Source organism: Dyadobacter ginsengisoli DSM 21015 (genome assembly GCF_059568735.1).
The window spans coordinates 82,076-102,804 of the sequence record NZ_JCANTY010000009.1 but is presented as its reverse complement, the minus strand read 5'-3'; the positions used below and the strand labels follow the sequence as shown (position 1 = coordinate 102,804).

The window sequence follows — 20,729 nt, the reverse complement described above, 5'->3', positions numbered from 1 at the left end:
AGCGCAGGATGAAGAAAGCACTGAAAGTATTGGCCATCATAATCCTGACAGTATTGATTCTGGTTGGCGTGTTGATCTGGGGAATCCAGACGCCGTTTGGCCAGAATTTTTTAACATCCCAGGCGAATTCTTTTCTTCGTAAAAAACTAAAAACCAAGGTTAACGTCGAAAAAGTCCGTTTCGACATTCCGGATTGGGTGCTGCTGGAAGGCGTGTACTTCGAAGATCTCCATGGCGACACACTGGTCGCCGGCAAGCGCCTTTATGTCGACCTCGACATGTATAGCCTGATCAAAGGCGATATCGGGATCAACAAAATCGAACTGGAAGGCGTGAATGCGAACATCACCCGGGTTCTTCCCGACACGGTTTTCAATTTTCAGTTTATTGTGGATGCTTTTGCAGGAACAGAGTCCGCGGAGGTAGATACAACGCCTTCAAAACCATTGAAGATGCGGCTCGACCAGATCAAGCTGAAAGATGTCCGACTTTCCTATCGCGACGCCGTGATTGGCACCGACGCCGAGGCCGATATCGATTCCGCGGTTGTGAAGTTCGATAAGTTCAATCCAACCCTTTCACAGTATCACCTTACCAACACTGCATTGCTCAACAGCCGGATCCGCCTGAGAATGTATCCGGCATTGAAAACCGCAGCGGCCGGCCCGGAACCAAAGCCCGATCCGGCTGACTCGCTGGACATTAAAGTAGGGGATATCGACATCCGCCAGTTCAAATGGCAGTTTGACGATGAAGTTTCAGGGCTTAAAAATGGCGTCACAGTCGATAAATTCGCAGGTCATGTCAACCACATTTTCATGGGCGGCCAGCGTGTTGATGTCCGGAATGTGTCGCTGGAAAACATGTCGCTGTTTGCAGAATTTGCAAAAAAACCGAAAACACCGGAAGCAAAGAAAGATACCCTATCAACAGCATCCGCCACACCCGGCTGGTATGTCAAGGTCGGTGAGATCCGGATCGTGAATAACGATATCCGCTATGATGATTTCAACTCGCCCGCCCAGCCCCAGGGGCTCGACTATGCACACTTGAATATCAAAGATCTGAATGTTGACTTACAGGAGTTTCTGTTTTCTCCTGAAAAGATCGCTGGCGCACTCAAGGCAAGCTCATTCAAAGAAAAAAGTGGCTTCCGGTTAGACGCCCTGCGTACCAATTTTGCATATGGCGATCAGGAAACATACCTCCGCAATCTTTACCTGAAAACACCCAATACCCTTTTACGCGATGAACTGAGCCTGCGCTACAAGAACCTCGATCAGCTGACGAATGATATCGGTAAGGCAAAACTTAAACTCAGACTGACCGACAGCCGCATTGCATTCGCGGATATCCTGTTACTGGTCCCGGATCTGGCAAAAACTCCGCCATTTGACAAGGAACCTAACGGCGTGGTAAAAGGCTCCGGACAAATCACCGGCTCCGTAGACGATATGCTGATTTCTAAGGCACGGTTTACGATGCTCGATGGAACTGTCCTGAACGTAGATGGACGCGTGCGTGGCTTACCGGATCCCGAAAAGCTTGCAATGGACCTGAATATCCCCGAGATTTCGTCCACGAAAGCGGACCTGCTCAGGGTTTTGCCGGATAGCACCCTGCCAGCCTCTATCGAACTTCCGGATGAAATAAAAGTTTCCGGAAAAATCAAAGGCACGATGGAGGACCTCACATTGGCCACTACTATTAACACTTCGTTTGGTACGGGTACATTTTCAGGCACTCTTAAAAATATTACCGACAGTCTCAGGGCTCAGTACAACGGCACATTGACATTCAGCGAGTTCGATTTGGGCAAGCTGCTAAAACAGCCTCCGTCAGAATTGGGCAAGCTTACACTACGCACCGACCTGGAAGGCGTGGGCTATGCGCCCAAAACCATGATCGCACGTCTGGATGGCACCATTGAAAGCGCCGATATCAAGGGTTATGTCTATCAAAACCTGAGATTGAAAGGCGACATCGATCATGGACTGGCTAACATTTCGGCCAACATGAACGACCGGAACATTGATCTCGATCTGAATGCGCAAGCGGACCTGTCAAAGGAATATCCGTCCGTAAAGGCCGACCTTGCGATCACCAATCTCGATCTGACTGCCCTGAACTTGTACGCGGATTCCTTACAGGTTAAGGGGAATATCGAAGTAAATATGTCCTCCACGAATCCTGAAAACCCATTAGGAACGGTGAATATCGATAGCCTCGTGCTGACACATCATCGCAAACCGATCGATGTATCGAATATCAATGTCCAGCTAACCGATTCGAGTGGTGGCCGGCAGGCGTATATCGACTCCCCATTCCTGAAAGCGAAAATGACGGGAAACTATTCCTATACCGAGCTCGGCGACGCCATGCTAACCGAGGTAGGGAAACATTTCAAAACTCCGGATCTCACTTACAAGGAAATAACCAAACCGGTCAATTTCGACCTTGAAGCGACCGTGACCAATCACCCGGCCATTCAGCTTTTTGTGCCCGGGCTCCGTGAAATGAATGCGGTGCGGCTAAATGCGCAGATGGATAACCAGAAGGATTCGTCGATTGTCGCCAGGCTGAGTATTCCAATGGTTGATTATGACAGTATCCGCACCGAGCGCGTTTCCGTTGATTTCAGCACAGTAGACGCCAATGCGTCACTCAATGCGAACGTCGGAATGGTCAATACCGGTAGTTTCAGAATGCAGAATGCATCGCTGGAAAGTAAAATCGTCAACAATGACATCAAATTCGACTTCATTGTCCGGGATTCGGTCAATACCGAAAGACATGCGGTCAAAGGCGATCTGGCTGTCAATAACAACCGTTATCGCCTGAACCTGCGCGACGACCTTTTGCTGAATTACGATAAATGGGCTGCGGATACATCCGGCTACATACAGTATGCGACGGACAGTTTGTATGTAAAGGACTTTATGATCAGCAACAATGGGCAGTCCTTAAAAATCAGTTCAACGTCGGAACAGCCCAACAGCCCGCTTGACATCGCCATGTCGAACATATCCATTGGACCACTCATTGAAATCGCTACTCTGGATTCGACTCTTGCAACCGGCACACTGAACGGCAAAATCGTTCTGGACAACTACATGACCGCGCCGGTGTACACGGGAGAGCTCACGATCGACAACCTTGCGGTAACCAAAATCCCGGTAGGGAACCTGTCCATTAAGTCGACTAACGAAACAGAAAACCTGATCCGCGTGGCCATGTCCCTGGTGAATGACCAGAACGACGTCAGTATCGGAGGTAGCTACAACCTGAAATCCGAAACGCCTATGGATTTCAAAATGGATCTCAAAAAACTCAGCGCGCAAACGATCGAGGCATTCAGTTTTGGCGAACTCAAGCGCGCCGAAGGTAACCTGACGGGAAACATCGCCATTAAAGGATCCACAGACAGTCCGCGCCTCGACGGCGAGGTCAATTTTGACAAGGTAGCCTTCAATGCAACACAACTGGGTTCACGGTATTCACTGGCCGGGCAAAAGATCCAGTTCAACGGCCAGAATATCAACTTCAACAATTTCACGATCTCTGATTCTCTGAACCAGGCCATGAAAGTCAATGGCAATGTGAATATTGCCAAACTGCCGGACGTCGCCTATAACCTGACTATTTCGGCCAAGAACTTCAATGTGCTGAATTCCACTCAAAAACAGAATGAGTTGTTTTTCGGAAAGGCGAATATTGATGCAAACCTCACAGTGAAGGGACAGGGCTCCAAATCGGTGATTGATGGAAAGGTGAAACTGGATCCGGGAAGCAGCATTGCCGTGGTGATGCCGAGCGACGCAACAGAAGCCGGCGACGCGACCAAAGGCGTGATCGAGTTTGTGGATATGAGCGACTCCACGCGAGTGGCGAAAGCAGATTCGGTCGAAGAGACTCAGAATGTAATGGTTGATTTCGCGTCACAGATATCACTGGATATTGATGTAGACGACAAATCGGAGTTCAAGGTGGTGATCGACGAATTGAACGGGGACAATATCCGTCTGAAAGGGAATGCTCAGCTCAACACCGGCGTAGCGCCCAACGGCCAGCTTTTCCTTTTAGGCTCTTACGACCTGACGGAAGGATCTTATGACCTCACCCTTCAAATCCTGAAAAGACAATTCGAGATCAAAAAAGGGAGCACGCTGCTCTGGACCGGCGACCCTATGAAAGCCGATCTCAACATTACGGCATCTTACCCCGTCATGGTAGATCCCGGTTCCATCGCCGCGAAGTTTCAGGGTGCAAGTAAAATACCTATCGAAGTACAGATCGTCATTACCGGAAACCTGACCACACCTAATATCACGTTCAATATCGTGCCCGGTACTTCTATTGACGAGCAGATCAAGAGCGATATTACCAGCCAGACTTTCTGGGCTGATATGGTGGGTAACCCGTCGGAAATGAATAAACAGGCATTTGCGCTGCTTATTACCAACAAATTCATCACCGACCAGTCGACGGCCGGATTCAACATCGGTTCCAGCGCCGAGGCCGTGGCGCGGCAAAGCGTGAGCCAACTGCTGAGCGACCAATTGAACAACCTGGCGTCCGACCTGATCAAAGGCGTCGACCTCGATATTGGCCTCAACTCCACCGCCGATCAATCCACCGGCGCGCGTACCGACTTGAACTTGGGATTAAGCAAAGCGTTCCTGAACAACCGCCTTAAAATCTCGGTCGGCAAGAACTTCGAGCTCGAAAGCCAGAACAATGCAGGTAATTCAACGGAAGTGTTTGACAATATTGCCCTCGATTATTCCATATCGCGCGACGGTCGGTATATGTTCCGGGGATACCGGAAAAACCAGTATCAGTCGATCCTGGAAGGTTTCATCATCGAAACGGGCGTAAGTTTTATCATCACGGCAGATTATGACCTCTTCCGTGAAATTTTTCAAAAGCAGCGCAATGAAAAGTAACATAGGGTACATTCTGGCCATCTGTTTTTTCCTGGGCAGCTGCTCGGTAAACAAATATGTACCCGCGGGCCAGAGCATTTATGTAGGCAACAAAGTCACGGCCAAGGCCGACAGTATTTCCAAACCGAACGTGTCTGGTGTTGCCGACCAACTGGAAGGCCTGATCAAACCACCTCCCAACAAGACTATCTTCGGGTTTCCGTGGAAAGTATGGTTTTACTACTGGATCGGTGAACCGAAGGACGATGGAGGTTTAAGAAGCTGGTTCCGAAAAAAGCTGGGCGAGCCGCCCCGTTATGCTACCCAGCGTGTGGTGGATATCAATGCAGCTAACATGGTCGCATTTCTGGATAATGAAGGTTACTACCGGTCATCGGTGAAGGGCAAAATTGTAGAGAGCAAGAAAAAAAAGAAGCGAACGGCAACTACCGAATTTGATGCCTACGTAATGCCCCGCTACCTCATTAATGAAATCAATTTCATTGTGAGCGACAGCTCGCGGTTCAACAGGGACCTGGATTCAACCAAACAGAAAACCTTGTTAAAAAAGGGCGATCCGATCCGGCTGGATGTTATTACGGCAGAGCGTACCCGGATTGATCAGGAACTGAAAGGAAAAGGTTACTACTATTTCAGTCCCGATTACCTGATTGTGAAGGTCGACTCTACCATTGGCCGGGCCGATTCCGCAATGGGGCCTCAGCAAGTCAATTTATTTCTGGAAGTCAAAAAAGAAACGGCCCAGACTTCCCTGAAACAATATTTTATCAACCGTATTTTCGTCAATACCGGAACGGATGCAAGCCAGGAGGCCGATTCGGCAGTGAACAAAGGGCGTCTGCGCCGGGGTATCACCATTAGCGACCCGGGGCATGACTACAAGAGGCGGATTTTCTACGATGCGATCGGCTTCCGCCGTGGGAATCTGTATACGAACACAATGCACGACGTGTCCTTGCAAAGACTCGTGAACCTCCAAAATTTTCGGTTCGTCAAAAACCGTTTTGACCTCGTGCCCCGCTCTGACTCTGCATTGCTGGATGTGCATTATGACCTGGCGCCGATGAAACGGAAATCGTTGCAGACAAAGTTATCAGCCAGTACAAAATCCAATAACCTGGGCGGCTCTCAACTCGATTTAACCTGGCGGCACCGCAATTTTTTTAAGGGCGCTGAAATGCTGGCCATCAGTGCTTACTACGGTTTCGACGTTCAGATTGGCGGGAACAAAGAAGCTAATCCAAACCGGATCGGAAACGAGTACATCCGTTACGGGGGAAAAATTGACCTGTCCTTTCCCCGGTTTCTAATCCCATTCGTGCGTATCAGGCCCGAGAAAAGTCAGGCACTCCCTAAAACCATCTTGTCACTGAATTATGAGAACAGAATTCAGCGCAACTTTTACACCACCACATCGATTCGCGGAGACTGGTCTTATGTATGGAGAAAAAACTCTGAGGTCGAACATACCTTAACGCCCATCTCCATCAACTTTGTCGAACCCAGAAACATTAATACAGAACTCCTGGGAGAAATAGCCGGAGATCCGGACACCAATCCATTGGATATTGACCGGCTTTTCAAGCTTGTAGATACCAAGTTTTTCATCATGGGCTCCAACTATTCTGTTTCTTACCGACCTACGCCCAGACCGTTTAGCAAGGATCAGATCGCAATGACGGGTGGGATAGATTGGGGTGGAAACATCCTAAGTCTGCTGGCAAAAAAGAACCCGGAAGGATATCCGAAAGAATTTTTAAAGGTCCCCATACTTCAGTACGTCAAGGTTGATGGTGATTTAAGATATTACCGGACCATTACGCCATCCATCAAATGGGCAAACCGGATACTGGTGGGAGCAGCGAAACCTTACGGCAATTCCAAAACAATGCCCATTCCGCAATTCAAGCAATATTTCGCGGGAGGTAGTACGGGTATCCGCGCGTTTCGCGCCAGGTCACTGGGCCCAGGTGCTGTGGCCCCCGACACGCTGTCGATACGCCTGCTTGGTTACCAGCAGTTTGCGGACATTCGCCTCGAATTCAACTCGGAGGTCCGGATGAAGTTTACGGATATTATCAACGGGGCTGTTTTTGTTGACGCCGGGAACATCTGGTCGTTCGGAGACAGCACGCGCGCAGCGTATCCGGGCACGGGATTGATCAGCAACAAATTTTTGAAGCAGATTGCCGTAGGCGGTGGCATTGGTTTGCGGCTTGACTTCTCTTATCTGATTTTCAGGCTCGACCTGGCCACACCATTCCGTAAGCCCTGGTACGTAAGCGAAGTGAAATCCGTGACGCCCGAAGGCGAGGTGAAGTACAAAAATCCCTGGGTATTCAATGAGATTAATTTCGGAAGCAAAACCTGGCGAAGAGAAAACCTGATTCTGAATATTGCGGTTGGGTTACCGTTCTAATGTGCCACGGCATTATCTGATCTCCTGGCACAGCTCGATCAGCACTCCACCGGCACTCTTGGGGTGCACAAAACAGATTAATTTGTTATCGGCGCCGCGTTTGGGTGACTCGCTTAGTAAAGTAAAGCCCTCAGCGCGCAGCCGGGCCATTTCTGCGACAATATCCGCTACCTCGAAAGCAATGTGGTGGATCCCTTCTCCTTTTTTTTCGATGAACCGGCTAATGGCACTTTCCGGCCCTGTACCTGCAAGGAGTTCTATTTTTGTTTGATTAACCTTAAAAAAGGAGGTTGTCACCTGCTCCGATTCAACGGCTTCACGCTTGTACGGCGTCACATTCAGCAGAACAGAATAAAGTTGTTCGGCAGCGATGAGATCCCTGACAGCGATACCGATGTGCTCCATATTTTCCATAAATCCGATGCATTACTGAACTCATCAAAAACGAAACGATTGAACTCGCCTTATTTCCGGTTATCCCCTCCACCTACCATGCTCAGGTAGCTTTCGTACCGGCTAAAAGCAATATTCCCTTCCGAGACCGCTTCCTTCACCGCGCATCCCGGCTCGTTGATGTGCTGGCAATTGTTGAACCGGCACTGGTTTAGCAGATCACGCATTTCCGGGAAATAATGGCTGATCTCACCCGGCTCCATATCGGCCAACCCCAATTCTTTGATCCCCGGTGAATCGATGATGAAAGTATCTCTTTCCAATTCAAACATTTCCGCGAAGGTTGTAGTGTGCACCCCTTTGTTGGCAAACGTCGAAACTTCCTGCGTTTTGATATCCAGATCGGGCGCAATAGCATTGACGAGTGTAGACTTACCCACACCCGAATGTCCGGAAAGCAACGAAACTTTACCTTTCAGCAGTGACTTGAATTCTTCAACTCCAAGCTCTTCCAGCGCGGTGGTTGCCATACAGCGATATCCCAGCCCCGTGTAAAGTTCCATTAGCTCGGATTGGAACTCCTTCATTTCATCATTCAATAAATCCTGCTTGTTGAAGACCAGTACGCCCGGAATGCGGAACGATTCGATCGCTACCAAAAAACGGTCGATAAACCCTAAGGACGTTTTCGGAAATACCAGTGTCGCGATCAGGATCGCCTGATCGACATTAGCCGCGATCAGATGGGCGTGGGCTGTTTTGTGAACGGACTTCCTGATTACATAATTATTCCTCGGCACGATTTCATGTATGATCCCGAAGTTCTCCCCTTCATTCTCCACCTCGAAATTGACGTAGTCGCCCACCGCAATGGGGTTGGTCACTTTCAGCCCCAGTGCTTTGAACTTACCTTTTAAGCGGCATTGCCATACATGCCCGTCCCTGCTGTCCCTGACCTCATACCATGATCCTGTCGAGCGAAGTACCAATCCCCTGATTAAACTCATTCTGTGTTTGTTTGGAATCAGCGAATTTAAGAGGAGTTTGGGAGAAGTTGTTAAAAAATGGCCGCGAACTCAATCCAGCAGCAAAAACTAAGTAGTTTTTCTATTCATGGCGTTTTTATTGAAAGGTTCGCTTCAACCGGTTTTCAAGCTAAATTCCATCTTCCTGTGAAAGTAAGCGTTGTTGACAAACATTTGGCATTCCGCCCGATCTCCTGAAGATTTCATAATAAATAATAATATTTTTTAAAATCACACCTGTTTTTTCTGTTTATTTCATACATTAGTATCACCTAATTATAAAGAAAATTAAAAACGTCATCTGTAATTATTATTACTCCGCATAATGGACTTAGTGGCAGAAGAACCGAGTTCGGTCATTGATATTCGTAAAAACCGCATCAGAAGCAGTCTTCTGCTTCATTTGTATCAATCCGGGGACACTTCCATTAATAAAATGGCAAAGTTGTTCCATGCGAGTATCCCGTCTGCAACCGGCATCGTAAATGACCTGATGCGCGAGGGTTGGATTACCGAAACAGGGACCGGGCCCGCCAGAGCCGGGCGTCCACCGGTATTATACGGCCTGAATGCTAAAAAGTACCTGACCCTGATCATGGACATCAACCGCCATGATACGCAGCTGGTGATATTCGATCTTCACAACCAGCTGATCTTGAAGAGGAAAGTAAATATCCGCCTGGACGATTCCTCTAACTTTTTAAAAGAATTATTCGACGCAACCGACGACTTTCTCAAATCCAACAATATCACCCGCAGCAAGCTCTGGGGTATTGGAGTATCCATGCCTGGGCTGATCAACTCTTCCCAGGGCATTAACCTCACCTATCTGAACCTTACACCTCCCGGCATTCCGCTGGTAGCCTACCTCAAAGACCATTTCGATCTGCCGGTTTGCCTTTTCAATGACACCAAAGCCACAACGATCGGAGAACACCGGTTCGGATTTGCAGTTGATAAGTCTCAGGTATTGACGATCAACATCGACTGGGGGGTAGGCTTGGGAATCATCATCAATGGAGAGGTTTTCAATGGCGCTTCGGGGTTTGCGGGTGAGCTGGGACACATTCAGGTCAAGCCCGACGGAATGCTATGCCACTGCGGTAAAGTAGGTTGCCTGGATACGATCACTTCGGCCATCGCACTGATCCGCCAGGCTAAGGAAGGCATTCACAGCGGCAGGGCGACGATCCTGAAACAGATTGTCCACAATAAACTCGAAACGCTCGAAACGTCGCATATCATCGAGGCAGTCCATGCCGGCGACGAGTTTTCTATCGATTTGCTAAGCACTGTCGGGACGGAGTTGGGCAAAGGGTTGGCTACTGCGGTACATTTGTTCAATCCCGAGGTCATTATCGTGGGCGGGTTACTGGCCGAAGCCGGGCCGTTCATTTCCAATCCGATCGAGCAGGCAATCAATAAGTACTGCCTGTCCGATTTCAAAAACCCTCTCTCGATCCACATCTCCAAGCTCGGCGCAAAGGCACGTCTGCTGGGTACACAAGCCTATCTGTTCGAAAACCTGATTAGCAAGGAATTTTCGTGATATTTCGTAGCTGGTGGCACTTTACGTGCCATCAGCCTATTGCCTGCCTTACTTTCTGCATGATCAGATCGGTAGCGCCTGTTCCTGACGACACGTACTCCCTGCTTATTTCACCTGCTCCATCGGCCGAATCAGGATTGTCCACCCACCATTCCATCATTTTTAGCACCGCTTTTGAATCCTCCATGGCAAAAGCACCACCTTTTTCAATCAGATCCACCGCCTCCTGGAACCGGTGATAGCTTTTATTTCCAAAAACAATAGGTAAACCGAATGTCGCGGCTTCGAGGATGTTATGCAGCCCTGCGCCGAATGAGCCACCGATGTAGGCCATATTGCCATACCGGTAAAGCGATGAAAGCATTCCGATATTATTGATAATTAAATAGTCAAACCCTTCCGGGCTTTGTCCTGCGGCAACTTCCGAATACAAAATAGAACGACCGTTCAATTTGGAGCGCCAGCCTGCTATTTCTTCTGCCTTGATCTCGTGCGGCGCGATGATAGCCTTCAAATTGCTTTTCAATGCATTCAGCGCCGGAATAAGCGCCTGCATATCAGCATCCCACACCGAACCAGCGACCAGACACATACTTCCCGCTTTAAACCGGGCGATTTCCGGCAATTCGCGCGCGCTGGACGCAATCGAACGTACGCGATCGAAACGCGTATCGCCTGCGATGCTGCAAGCGGCAATCCCCGCATTTGTCAAAAGCGAAACTGAAGCCTGGTTTTGAACAAACAAATGGTCAAAATAACCAAGCATTTCCCGGAAAAACCCGCCATAGGATTTGAAAAAGATTTGGTTAGGACGAAAAATCGAAGAAAATGAAAGAATGTAGCTCCCATTTTTTTGCAGTTCCCGCAGATAATTGAACCAAAACTCATACTTGATAAAAAACGCGACCCGTGGATTTACAATGCTGACAAATGCCCGAGCATTGGCCGGCGTATCGATGGGCAGGTAGCAAATATAGTCCGCTCCGGTATAGTTTTTCCTGATCTCATAGCCTGACGGCGAGAAGAAAGTGAGGATAATAAAATGGTTGGGGTAAGCCAGCCGGTAAGCTTCGATCACCGGTCTTCCCTGCTCGAATTCGCCTAGTGAGGCGGCGTGAAACCACGCAACCGGCCGCCCTGCCACAAGCGTATGAAAGGATTTCCGCAGCTTCCCGATAAGCCCTTTCCGTCCCTCTGTACCGAGCTTGATTTTATGATTGAAAGGAGCAACAAACCGGATTAGAAAAGCGAAGATATGGATGGCGACCTGATAAATGATTTTCACCAAAGGGCTCTGATTAAAAGGATGTTAAAAAAGAAAACCGACAGCTGATCAATCGTGGAAAACAGATCGCTGGCAGGCTTTTTTGCTTCTTTTTTCGTTTAAAGAACATAAATGTACAAAAAACCGTTAAAGTGATGTCAGTATACAGTTGTATACGCTATTATTTTGTACTTTCACTGTTCATACGACACATACATAGTCACGGAGAATTATATCGATAATATGATGCGTGTAAAACTTTTACTATCAGTATCTATTCTGTTTGCACTATCGGCAGATATATACGCTCAGCGCAGATCAGTGAAGAATGAGGAGAGCGAGGAGAGCTATAAATCTTTTACCTCCGTGGGTATTACCACTAATACCAACTCCGGGATTCTCGGCGGTGCGGTATTTCGCCAGTCTTCCGCTCTGGGCTCCAAAATGTTTGGCAAAAACCAGTACAGGTACCTTGCACTGGAGCTCGTGAATGTGAAGCATCCGAAAGAACTATCCACACAGGATTTTGTAACAGGCGCAAGGCTGGTTTATGGAAAACAGAATTACCTGTTCGTGTTACGCCCGGAATACGGACGTGAACTGACATTGTTTAGCCGCCAGGATGACGAAGGAATTGCGATCAGCGGGATTTTAGCCGCCGGTCCGTCACTGGGCATCGAGAAGCCCTATATGGTGCAGTACCAGAATACCGATGGCCGGGTTACCACGGAGCCATTTGATCCCGTTAAGCACACCGGAGGCGGCTCACAAACAGGCATTGTAGGTGCCGGAAGCTTTTTCCAGGGGTTCGGTCAATCCAAAATTGTTCCCGGCATCCATATCAAGACAGCTATGAGTTTTGAGCTGAGCGCATTCCGCGAGAATGTAACCGGCATTGAAATTGGGTTTCTCGCAGAAGCATTCACCCGGAAAATCCAGATTATGGCATTTGCAGAAAACAGAAGCTTTTATACATCAGGGTACCTGACGCTGTATTTTGGCAGTAAGAAAAGATAATTACCATTGATAAATTGATAATCCACTAAAATTCCGGCTTATCAGAGATTACAGATTAATATGATTGAATTGCCAGTAATACCGTCGGAACGCAGGAAACGTCCCGATTGGCTTCGGGTAAAACTTCCCGCCGGTCCAGAATTCAGGAAAGTAAGACAGCTGGTCGACAACTATAAACTCCATACGATTTGCGAAAGCGGCAACTGCCCCAATATGGGCGAATGCTGGGGGGCAGGAACAGCAACCTTTATGATCCTGGGGAATGTTTGTACGAGAAGCTGCAGTTTTTGTGCCGTTGCAACGGGACGTCCCAATGAATATGATACCGATGAACCCCGCCGTGTCGCAGAAGCCATCAAGCTGATGCAGGTCAAACATGCGGTGATTACATCGGTAAACAGAGACGAACTGAAAGACAAGGGCGCTGAAATATGGTACCAGACCGTACGCCAGGTGAAGGAAAACACGCCTGAAACAACCATCGAAACGCTGATCCCGGATGTTAAGTCCAACTGGGATGCGTTGATCCACATGATCGAGGCAGGGCAGGAAGTGGTTTCTCACAATATGGAAACCGTTGAACGTTTATACCGGGCAGTCCGCCCGCAGGCCAAATATACCCGCAGCCTTGAACAGATCAAACGCACCAAGGAATATGGGCAGCGTACCAAGTCGGGCATCATGCTGGGCCTGGGCGAAACGCAGGACGAGGTGTACAAAGCCATGGATGACCTTGCCGATAACGGCCTTGATATCCTCACGCTCGGCCAATACCTTCAGCCGACCAAAATGCACCACGAGGTGATCGAATGGATCACTCCGGAAATGTTTGAAAACTATAAAGAAGAAGGGCTGAAACGCGGATTGAAATATGTTGAATCCGGTCCATTGGTACGATCCAGCTATCATGCAGAGCGACACGTCAATGTCCCGATCTGATCATCCGGATCAAAAAGAATAATACAGCGCCGGTGTAGCATAGCTATGCCGGTTTTTTATGGTATCATTGATCTGTTATGACTGCCGGTTAAATTCCTGATCTGTACGATGAATAGGTTTTTAGTTAAATGACGCCTGAATTTTGATAAAATTCAGGAATTTATACTGAAACAATGCAATTCTCAAAGTCTATATCTAAAGGATTACTTATTTTTGCCGTCAATTAGAAAAATAGCATACCCTTACCAAAGGTGATTTTATCACACATTTGAATTTTTCTTTTAACTTTTATTTCGTTTCCAATGCCATACTTATTCACCTCGGAGTCCGTATCTGAAGGACATCCCGACAAGGTAGCCGATCAAATATCAGATGCACTGATTGACAATTTTCTAGCATGGGATACCAATAGTAAGGTGGCCTGCGAAACATTGGTAACGACGGGGCAGGTAGTTCTGGCTGGCGAGGTTAAGACCAATACCTACCTGGATGTTCAGAAAATCACACGCGATGTGATCAAAAGAATTGGTTACACAAAAAGTGAATACATGTTTGAGGCGAACTCATGCGGTATCCTTTCGGCGATCCACGACCAGAGTGCGGATATCAACCAGGGTGTTGATCGCGTGGTGGCTTCCGAGAGCTTTGAAGAAAAAGCCAACGCGCAAGGCGCCGGTGACCAGGGTATGATGTTTGGATACGCCACCCGCGAAACAGAGAACTACATGCCGCTGGCCCTCGACCTCGCGCACAAGATTCTTCAGGAAATGTCTTTCATCCGCAACAACGAGCCCGCATTGATCCCGTACCTTCGCCCCGATGCGAAATCACAGGTAACGATCGAATATAGCGACGACAATGTGCCGTTGCGCATCGACACGATCGTAGTTTCAACACAGCACGACGACTTCGATACGGAAGCCGCCATGCTGGCCAAGATCAAAGAGGATATCATCAACATCGTAATCCCCCGCGTAAAAGCGAAACTGACGCCTGAACTTCAGAAACTATTCACAGGCGATATCACACACCACATCAACCCGACCGGAAAATTCGTGATCGGCGGCCCCCATGGAGATACCGGCCTTACCGGCCGCAAGATCATCGTGGACACGTACGGTGGAAAAGGCGCACATGGTGGCGGTGCATTCTCCGGAAAAGATCCCTCCAAAGTAGACCGTTCGGCTGCCTATGCTACGCGCCACATTGCCAAAAATATGGTGGCATCCGGCCTTTGCGACGAGGTACTGGTTCAGGTTTCATACGCCATTGGCGTGGCTGAACCTTGTGGGTTATACGTAAATACCTACGGTACTGCGAAAGTAACTGACAACGATGGCGCGATCGCTGAAAAAATCGGTGAGATCTTCGACCTGCGCCCCTATGCTATCGAGCAACGTCTTAAACTGCGTAATCCGATGTACTCCGAAACAGCCGCCTACGGCCACATGGGACGCAAGAACGAGATCGTGAAAAAATCGTTTAAAGGTGCTAACGGAGAAGAGAAAGAAATAGAAGTTGAGCTGTTTACCTGGGAAAAACTGGACTTCGTAGACGCTATCAAAGGGAAATTCTCTCTGTAATAGCACCATCATAGATAATCAAACAAAGGAGGCCGGCAAGCTTTGCCGGCCTCCTTTGTTTGCCGACAAACAGCCAAATATTATTTCGCAAAAAAGGTCATCCCCAAATAAATGCCCCTAATCCCGAAATTAGCGCGTCACCTAACCAATAATAAAGGGCATTATCCCGTTGCTAGGGGACTATGTTATTGATATCCATCGCACCCACCTCTTATGCAATATCAGAAAATCAAATTCACTAACGCGGACAAAAACACTTTCTTCCCGACGCTGAGGCAAAGGGTGGATCAATATTTCTCTACAAACCAGTTATGCAAGTCGGGTGGCAAGGCAATCATTTATAAGGCATTTTTTATGCTTAGCCTGTACATCGTACCCTACGCGCTGATCTTATCGAACCAGTTTTCGAATCTTGCGATGATCGGCCTTGCTGTACTGATGGGCTTCGGCGTAGCAGGTGTGGGTATGTCGGTAATGCACGATGCCATACACGGCTCACTCGCCACTTCCCGTATTCTGAATAAGTTTTTCGGCGCCTCTATTTACCTGCTGGGGGGAAATGCCTACAATTGGGAAGTTCAGCATAACCGGCTCCACCATACTTACACCAATATCCATGAGGTAGATGAAGATATCACCGGTAAGTTTCTGCTCCGGCTTTCTTATCAGGAAAAACAAAAATACATTCACCGGTTCCAGCACATCTACGCATTCTTTCTGTACAGCCTGATGACCTTGTCCTTTTTGTGGAAAGACTTTAAGGAGATATCCCTATTCAACAAAATGGCGAAGTCCGGGATGACCAAGCCTTTTCCAAAGAAAGAACTGGTTCGACTGATCTGGACAAAATTGGCCTATATCGTGTTCATATGCGTAATCCCGTTATCTTTCACCTCCATTTCATTCGGAGAATGGCTGATTGGCTTTTTAGTTATGCACGCCACGGCAGGCATGATATTGAGCACCGTGTTTCAAATGGCTCACGTAGTAGAAGGCGCAGAACAGCCAGAGCCAGACGAATCCGGGTGTGTTGAGAATGCCTGGGCTGTACATCAGCTTCAGACTACATCCAACTTCGCAGGAAGAAACCGTATTCTTTCATGGTTTATCGGCGGGCTCGATTATCAGATTGAACATCATCTGTTCCCCTCCATTTCGCATGTTCATTATCACGCGCTGTCACCGATAGTCAAGGCTACTGCAATAGAATTTGGGTTGATCTATAATGCAAAAGCCAATTTTAGCCATGCCTTGGGTTCTCACGTAAGAATGCTAAAAAATATGGGAACGCGATAGTTCACGTTCCCATCAAATCCCGCCTCATTTGGCTCCCGTCAAAAATGTGCCGGTTCCTCCAATTCGCTATCCCGTGCTACCCGGTCTATCATCCTCATCTTCTCATAATTTTTAGGTCGTGAGAAGAAGGTATAAATCGCAGGAATGACGTATAATGTCAGTACCAGCGAAAATAGCAGCCCCCCCATGATCACGATCCCCATCGACATCCGGCTCTTCCCTGCCGACCCGAGCGCCATAGCAATGGGTAACGCTCCAAGGATCGTTGCCAGGCTGGTCATGAGGATAGGCCGAAAACGCAGCGTAGCAGCTTCCAATGCGGCCTCCTGAATGCTTCTCCCCTGCTCCCTCAACTGGTTGGCAAACTCCACAATAAGAATACCGTTTTTCGTCACCAATCCGATAAGCATGATCATCCCGATCTGGCTGAAAATATTCAGTGTTTGATCAAAAAACCATAACGAGAACACCGCCCCGCCGATCGCGAGAGGTACGGTAAACATAATGATGAACGGATCGACAAAGCTTTCGAACTGAGCGGCCAGAATAAAGTAGATAAGGATCAGTGCCAGGAAGAACGAAAACATCGTGTTCGACGAACTTTCGGCATAGTCCCGGGACGATCCGCTCAATGCGGTCTGGATCGTCTCGTCATTCAGCTTATCACGGATTCTGTCCATAGCAGCAATACCGTCACCGATGGTTTTTCCAGGTGCGAGCGCCGCCTGGACGGTCGCACTCATGTAACGATTGTAATGGAAAAGCTGCGGCGGACTGCTTTCTTCCTCGGCTTTCACGATGTTATCCAGCTGCACCAGAGCGCCTGTACTGGTCTTTACAAACATACTCTTCAGATCAAGCGGTTCATCGCGGTTTGCGCGGTCGTACTGCCCGATTACCTGGTACTGCCGGCCATTCATGGTAAAATACCCGAAACGTTGCCCGGCAAATGCTAATTGCATCGTCTGCGCCACATCTTGTACAGAAACACCCAACGACTTTGCCTTTTCCCGATCGATCACGATCTGGATTTCAGGTTTACTGAATTTCAGGTTCACATCCGTAATTGCAAATGTGGGATCATTGGAAGCCTCTTCCATGAACTTTGGAAGATATTCCCTCAGTTTTTCAAAATCCGGCGCCTGGATCACATATTGAATAGGCAATCCCCCGCGCGAGTCGACCGAAATCGTCTGCTGCTGTACCACGAAGGACTTCGCATCCGGCATTTGTTTCAGTCTCTGATTAATATAATCCGCAATCTCCTGTTGCGTTTCCTTCCTGAACTTTTTGTCAACCAGCGCAATACGGCCACTTCCCGTATTGGCGGCACCCAAACCCGAATTTCCCGGCGATGTGATCATCATCAGACCTTTTCGCCCGGGCATAGAGTCCATCAGCATATCGCTCACATTCCGGACATACCGGTCGGTAAATTCGAAAGAGGATCCTTCCGGGGCAGTCATATTGATACGAAACCAGTTACGGTCGTCTAACGGTGCAAGCTCAGATTGCAGGCCTTTGCCAAAAAACCAGATCATACCCATGGTAATCGCCACCAGCGGAATCGCTACCCAACGCATTTTCAGGAACCGGGCCAGTGCATTGCCGTAATTGTCGGTGATCCGTTCAAAGAAAGGCTCCGTTTTTTCGTAGAACCAGCTTTTCTTATGCGTTTTACGGACGAGGTATGCATTCAGCATCGGAGTCAGCGTTAGCGAAACGAATGCGGAGATCAAAACCGCCGCCGAAATGACGATCCCAAACTCTCTGAACAGTTTTCCTACAAAACCCTCCATAAAAATCACGGGCAAAAACACCGAAGCCAGCGTAATGGAAGTGGATAAAACCGCGAATATGATCTCATTCGACCCTTTTATGGCCGCCTCGATCGGGCTCATGCCCTGCTCTATCTTCTTGAAAATGTTCTCGGTAACCACAATCCCGTCGTCCACCACCAAACCGGTTGCCAGAACAATCGCCAGCAACGTGAGTACGTTCACCGAAAAGCCCATGATGTACATAATGAAAAACGTCCCGATCAGGGATACCGGAATATCGATCAGCGGGCGGAAGGCGATCAGCCAGTCACGGAAGAACAGGTAAATGATAATGACCACCAGTATAATCGCGATCAGCAGTGTTTCCCCAACTTCTTCAATCGATCTTTCAACAAAAATAGTATTGTCAATCAGCGTATCGAGCTGGTAATCTTTGGGAAGTTCTTTTTTGATCGCCGCCATCCGCTTGTTCACCTCCTCGGCAATATTGAGATAATTGGCGCCCGGCATAGGCGAAATGGCCAGACCGATCATCGGGACGTTATCCAGCCGCAGGATCGTTTCTTCGTTCTCGGGACCCAGTTGTGCAAAACCAATATCTTTAAGGTGGATCGTCTGCGTCGCGGAGTTCTTGATGATCAACTCATTGAAATCGTCCTCCGTCCGGAACCTGCCAATGGTTTTCACTGTCAATTCAGTGTTGTCACCGGCCAGTTTACCGCTGGGCAACTCCACATTCTCGCGGTCCAGCGCTACCTTGACGTCCTGCGTGGTAATTCCCAACGCAGCCATTTTCACGGGATCCATCCAGATCCGCATGGCATATTTCTTCTGTCCGAAAATCCGGATCTCACTGACCCCCTCAATCGTCTGAAGACGTTGTGCGATCACATTTTCAGCATAATCGCTCACTTCCAGGTGTGACCGGCTATCGCTTTTGAATGTCAGGACAATGATCGGCTCCGAGTTCGCGTCCGCCTTGCTCACCACCGGAGGGCCGTCGATATCCAGCGGCAATGTCCTGGACGCGGAGCCTACTTTATCACGCACATCGTTCGCAGCCCGCTCCATATCCACACCGATATCAAATTCGACGGTGATCTGGCTTGTACCCTGGCTACTTGTTGAATTGATGGATTTGATCCCTTCGATGCTATTCAGCTGCTTTTCAAGCGGTTCCGTGATCTGCGACTCGATAATGTCCGCATTGGCACCGGTATAGCTCGTCCGGATGGACACTACGGGCGGATCAATGGACGGAAATTCGCGCATTCCGAGGAATTTGTAACCCAGGAACCCGAACAATATGATCAGCAGGTTCATCACAATCGCAAGAACCGGCCTTTTGATGGAAAGCGTTGAAATACTCATAGATTCACCTTCACGGCAGTGTTAGGTTTGATAGCGATAATCCCCGAAGTAATCAACGAATCGCCGGGCTGAAGCCCGGCGATCACCTGGATCTTTTTGTCTGTACGCAGTCCGGTAGTCACCATCGCTTCCTGCGCCTTGCCATTTTTAACCACAAAAACCTTCTTACCCTTCAAAACCGGCACAATGGCCTCCGTAGGGATCATCATTGCCGAACGGTTCGCATCGAGATCTGCCAGGACTTTCACAAACATACCGGGCACAAAACGGCTTTCGGGATTACTCGCTATCGCGCGCACACGCAGCGTACGGAGGTTTTCATCTACCTTAGGATCAACCGCCAGGATTTTCGCACTGTAGGTGGAAGGGTCTCCGTCGAGGTTAAACTTCACAATGCCGCCGACGCGGATGTTGGGCGTGTATTTCTCGGGAACAGTGAAGTCAATTTTAACCGGATTGCTCTGTACAATGGTTACGATGGGCGTACCCGGAGCCAGGTATGCTCCTTCACTGATGAATTTCAACCCGATACGGCCGCTGAACGGTGCACGGATCTCAGTCTTTTCAAGCTGTGCTTCGATCACCTCTTTCTCCGCTTCCAGAACCCGGATGTTGTTGGAAGTAACGTCATACTCTTCCAGATTAATCGCCTCCACGTTCAAAAGCTTCTTCTGTCGCGCTTCAATTTTTTTACTGAGATCCTGGTTATATGCGATCTTTTGCAACTGGGCTTTCAGTTCACGGTCATTGATTTTGGCGATCAACTGGCCCTTGGTAATGTACGTTCCTTCTTTGATATCCAGCTTCACAAGCCTGCCCGATATTTCCGACATCAGGTTCACTTCCTCGTTGGGCAAGATCGTCCCAGAGGCGAAAATCTGGTTTTCAATCGATTCTCTTCCTACAATGAACACATTCACGGGTACAGCGCCACCGCTGCCCGATTTCGCATTCTTACCTTCCCCGCTTTTTTTCGGATCCGAAGTTTTGCCGTCCCCAGGTTTGGAAAAAATGAACAGTTTTCCCAAAACCAGCGCGACAATAATCCCCGCCACCAATAGAATCGTACGCATAGGTTATTAAAAATAAAATTCGTTCAAAAAGAATAGTGATTAGTTATATTTTCGCCAAAAGCCCTGTTTAAAG

At 48.5% G+C, this 20,729-nt stretch carries 12 protein-coding genes; 7 read left to right on the top strand and 5 right to left on the bottom strand.

Annotated features, from left to right (window positions below; genetic code table 11):
• The first annotated feature begins 8 nt into the window (after nucleotides 1-8).
• Together BP71_RS29750 and tamL are read left to right on the top strand one after the other, a co-directional pair.
• The gene (locus BP71_RS29750; protein ID WP_496385250.1) at nucleotides 9-4,946 is read left to right on the top strand and encodes a translocation/assembly module TamB domain-containing protein; all 4,938 of its coding nucleotides are present in this window, start codon (nucleotides 9-11) and stop codon (nucleotides 4,944-4,946) included.
• Entirely contained in the window at nucleotides 4,936-7,365 is a 2,430-nt protein-coding gene (gene tamL, locus BP71_RS29745; RefSeq protein ID WP_496385249.1) for a translocation and assembly module lipoprotein TamL, read from the top strand. The genes BP71_RS29750 and tamL overlap by 11 nt, the downstream gene beginning before the upstream one ends.
• A 12-nt stretch (nucleotides 7,366-7,377) precedes the next feature.
• On the opposite strand, the gene mce is transcribed toward tamL, so the two are convergent.
• Together mce and rsgA are read right to left on the bottom strand one after the other, a co-directional pair.
• Nucleotides 7,378-7,779, bottom strand: coding sequence for a methylmalonyl-CoA epimerase (gene mce / locus BP71_RS29740; RefSeq protein WP_496385247.1), 402 nt, complete (start codon nucleotides 7,777-7,779; stop codon nucleotides 7,378-7,380).
• Nucleotides 7,780-7,829: 50 nt separating this feature from the next.
• On the bottom strand, nucleotides 7,830-8,765 hold the full coding sequence (rsgA, locus tag BP71_RS29735) for a ribosome small subunit-dependent GTPase A (protein ID WP_496385246.1): 936 nt from the start codon (nucleotides 8,763-8,765) through the stop codon (nucleotides 7,830-7,832).
• 343 nt (nucleotides 8,766-9,108) lie between these two features.
• Between rsgA and BP71_RS29730 the strand changes: the two genes are divergently transcribed.
• Nucleotides 9,109-10,332, top strand: coding sequence for an ROK family transcriptional regulator (locus tag BP71_RS29730; RefSeq protein ID WP_496385245.1), 1,224 nt, complete (start codon nucleotides 9,109-9,111; stop codon nucleotides 10,330-10,332).
• Nucleotides 10,333-10,363: 31 nt separating this feature from the next.
• Here the strand turns inward: BP71_RS29730 and BP71_RS29725 are convergent, their stop codons facing one another.
• A complete protein-coding gene (locus BP71_RS29725; protein ID WP_496385244.1) occupies nucleotides 10,364-11,620 on the bottom strand; it encodes a 3-deoxy-D-manno-octulosonic acid transferase in 1,257 nt (418 codons plus the stop codon).
• A gap of 219 nt (nucleotides 11,621-11,839) precedes the next feature.
• Here BP71_RS29725 and BP71_RS29720 point away from each other — a divergent pair, with 219 nt between their 5' ends.
• The 4 genes from BP71_RS29720 (at nucleotide 11,840) to BP71_RS29705 (ending at nucleotide 16,431) form a co-directional block, all read left to right on the top strand.
• Nucleotides 11,840-12,613, top strand: coding sequence for a hypothetical protein (locus tag BP71_RS29720; protein ID WP_496385243.1), 774 nt, complete (start codon nucleotides 11,840-11,842; stop codon nucleotides 12,611-12,613).
• A gap of 60 nt (nucleotides 12,614-12,673) precedes the next feature.
• Nucleotides 12,674-13,552, top strand: a complete 879-nt coding sequence (lipA, locus tag BP71_RS29715) for a lipoyl synthase (protein WP_496385242.1) — start codon at nucleotides 12,674-12,676, stop codon at nucleotides 13,550-13,552.
• A gap of 302 nt (nucleotides 13,553-13,854) precedes the next feature.
• Nucleotides 13,855-15,135, top strand: coding sequence for a methionine adenosyltransferase (metK, locus tag BP71_RS29710; protein ID WP_496385241.1), 1,281 nt, complete (start codon nucleotides 13,855-13,857; stop codon nucleotides 15,133-15,135).
• Between the two features lie 213 nt (nucleotides 15,136-15,348).
• Nucleotides 15,349-16,431 (top strand): fatty acid desaturase family protein, encoded by a 1,083-nt coding sequence (locus BP71_RS29705; RefSeq protein ID WP_496385240.1) that lies wholly within the window; start codon nucleotides 15,349-15,351, stop codon nucleotides 16,429-16,431.
• A gap of 38 nt (nucleotides 16,432-16,469) precedes the next feature.
• Here BP71_RS29705 and BP71_RS29700 read toward each other — a convergent pair whose 3' ends face one another.
• Together BP71_RS29700 and BP71_RS29695 are read right to left on the bottom strand one after the other, a co-directional pair.
• Nucleotides 16,470-19,583: an efflux RND transporter permease subunit gene (locus tag BP71_RS29700; RefSeq protein ID WP_496385239.1), complete on the bottom strand. Its 3,114-nt coding sequence runs from the start codon at nucleotides 19,581-19,583 to the stop codon at nucleotides 16,470-16,472.
• Nucleotides 19,580-20,656: an efflux RND transporter periplasmic adaptor subunit gene (locus BP71_RS29695; RefSeq protein ID WP_496385238.1), complete on the bottom strand. Its 1,077-nt coding sequence runs from the start codon at nucleotides 20,654-20,656 to the stop codon at nucleotides 19,580-19,582. Before BP71_RS29695 ends, BP71_RS29700 begins: the two co-directional genes overlap by 4 nt.
• Nucleotides 20,657-20,729: the final 73 nt, after the last annotated feature.

Bases quoted from the DNA above. Each gene is read 5' to 3' on its own strand.
- BP71_RS29750 (WP_496385250.1), top strand. From the start codon at position 9: ATGAAGAAAGCACTGAAAGTATTGGCCATCATAATCCTGACAGTATTG.
- tamL (WP_496385249.1), top strand. From the start codon at position 4,936: ATGAAAAGTAACATAGGGTACATTCTGGCCATCTGTTTTTTCCTGGGC.
- mce (WP_496385247.1), bottom strand. From the start codon at position 7,779: ATGGAAAATATGGAGCACATCGGTATCGCTGTCAGGGATCTCATCGCT.
- rsgA (WP_496385246.1), bottom strand. From the start codon at position 8,765: ATGAGTTTAATCAGGGGATTGGTACTTCGCTCGACAGGATCATGGTAT.
- BP71_RS29730 (WP_496385245.1), top strand. From the start codon at position 9,109: ATGGACTTAGTGGCAGAAGAACCGAGTTCGGTCATTGATATTCGTAAA.
- BP71_RS29720 (WP_496385243.1), top strand. From the start codon at position 11,840: ATGATGCGTGTAAAACTTTTACTATCAGTATCTATTCTGTTTGCACTA.
- lipA (WP_496385242.1), top strand. From the start codon at position 12,674: ATGATTGAATTGCCAGTAATACCGTCGGAACGCAGGAAACGTCCCGAT.
- metK (WP_496385241.1), top strand. From the start codon at position 13,855: ATGCCATACTTATTCACCTCGGAGTCCGTATCTGAAGGACATCCCGAC.
- BP71_RS29705 (WP_496385240.1), top strand. From the start codon at position 15,349: ATGCAATATCAGAAAATCAAATTCACTAACGCGGACAAAAACACTTTC.
- BP71_RS29700 (WP_496385239.1), bottom strand. From the start codon at position 19,583: ATGAGTATTTCAACGCTTTCCATCAAAAGGCCGGTTCTTGCGATTGTG.
- BP71_RS29695 (WP_496385238.1), bottom strand. From the start codon at position 20,656: ATGCGTACGATTCTATTGGTGGCGGGGATTATTGTCGCGCTGGTTTTG.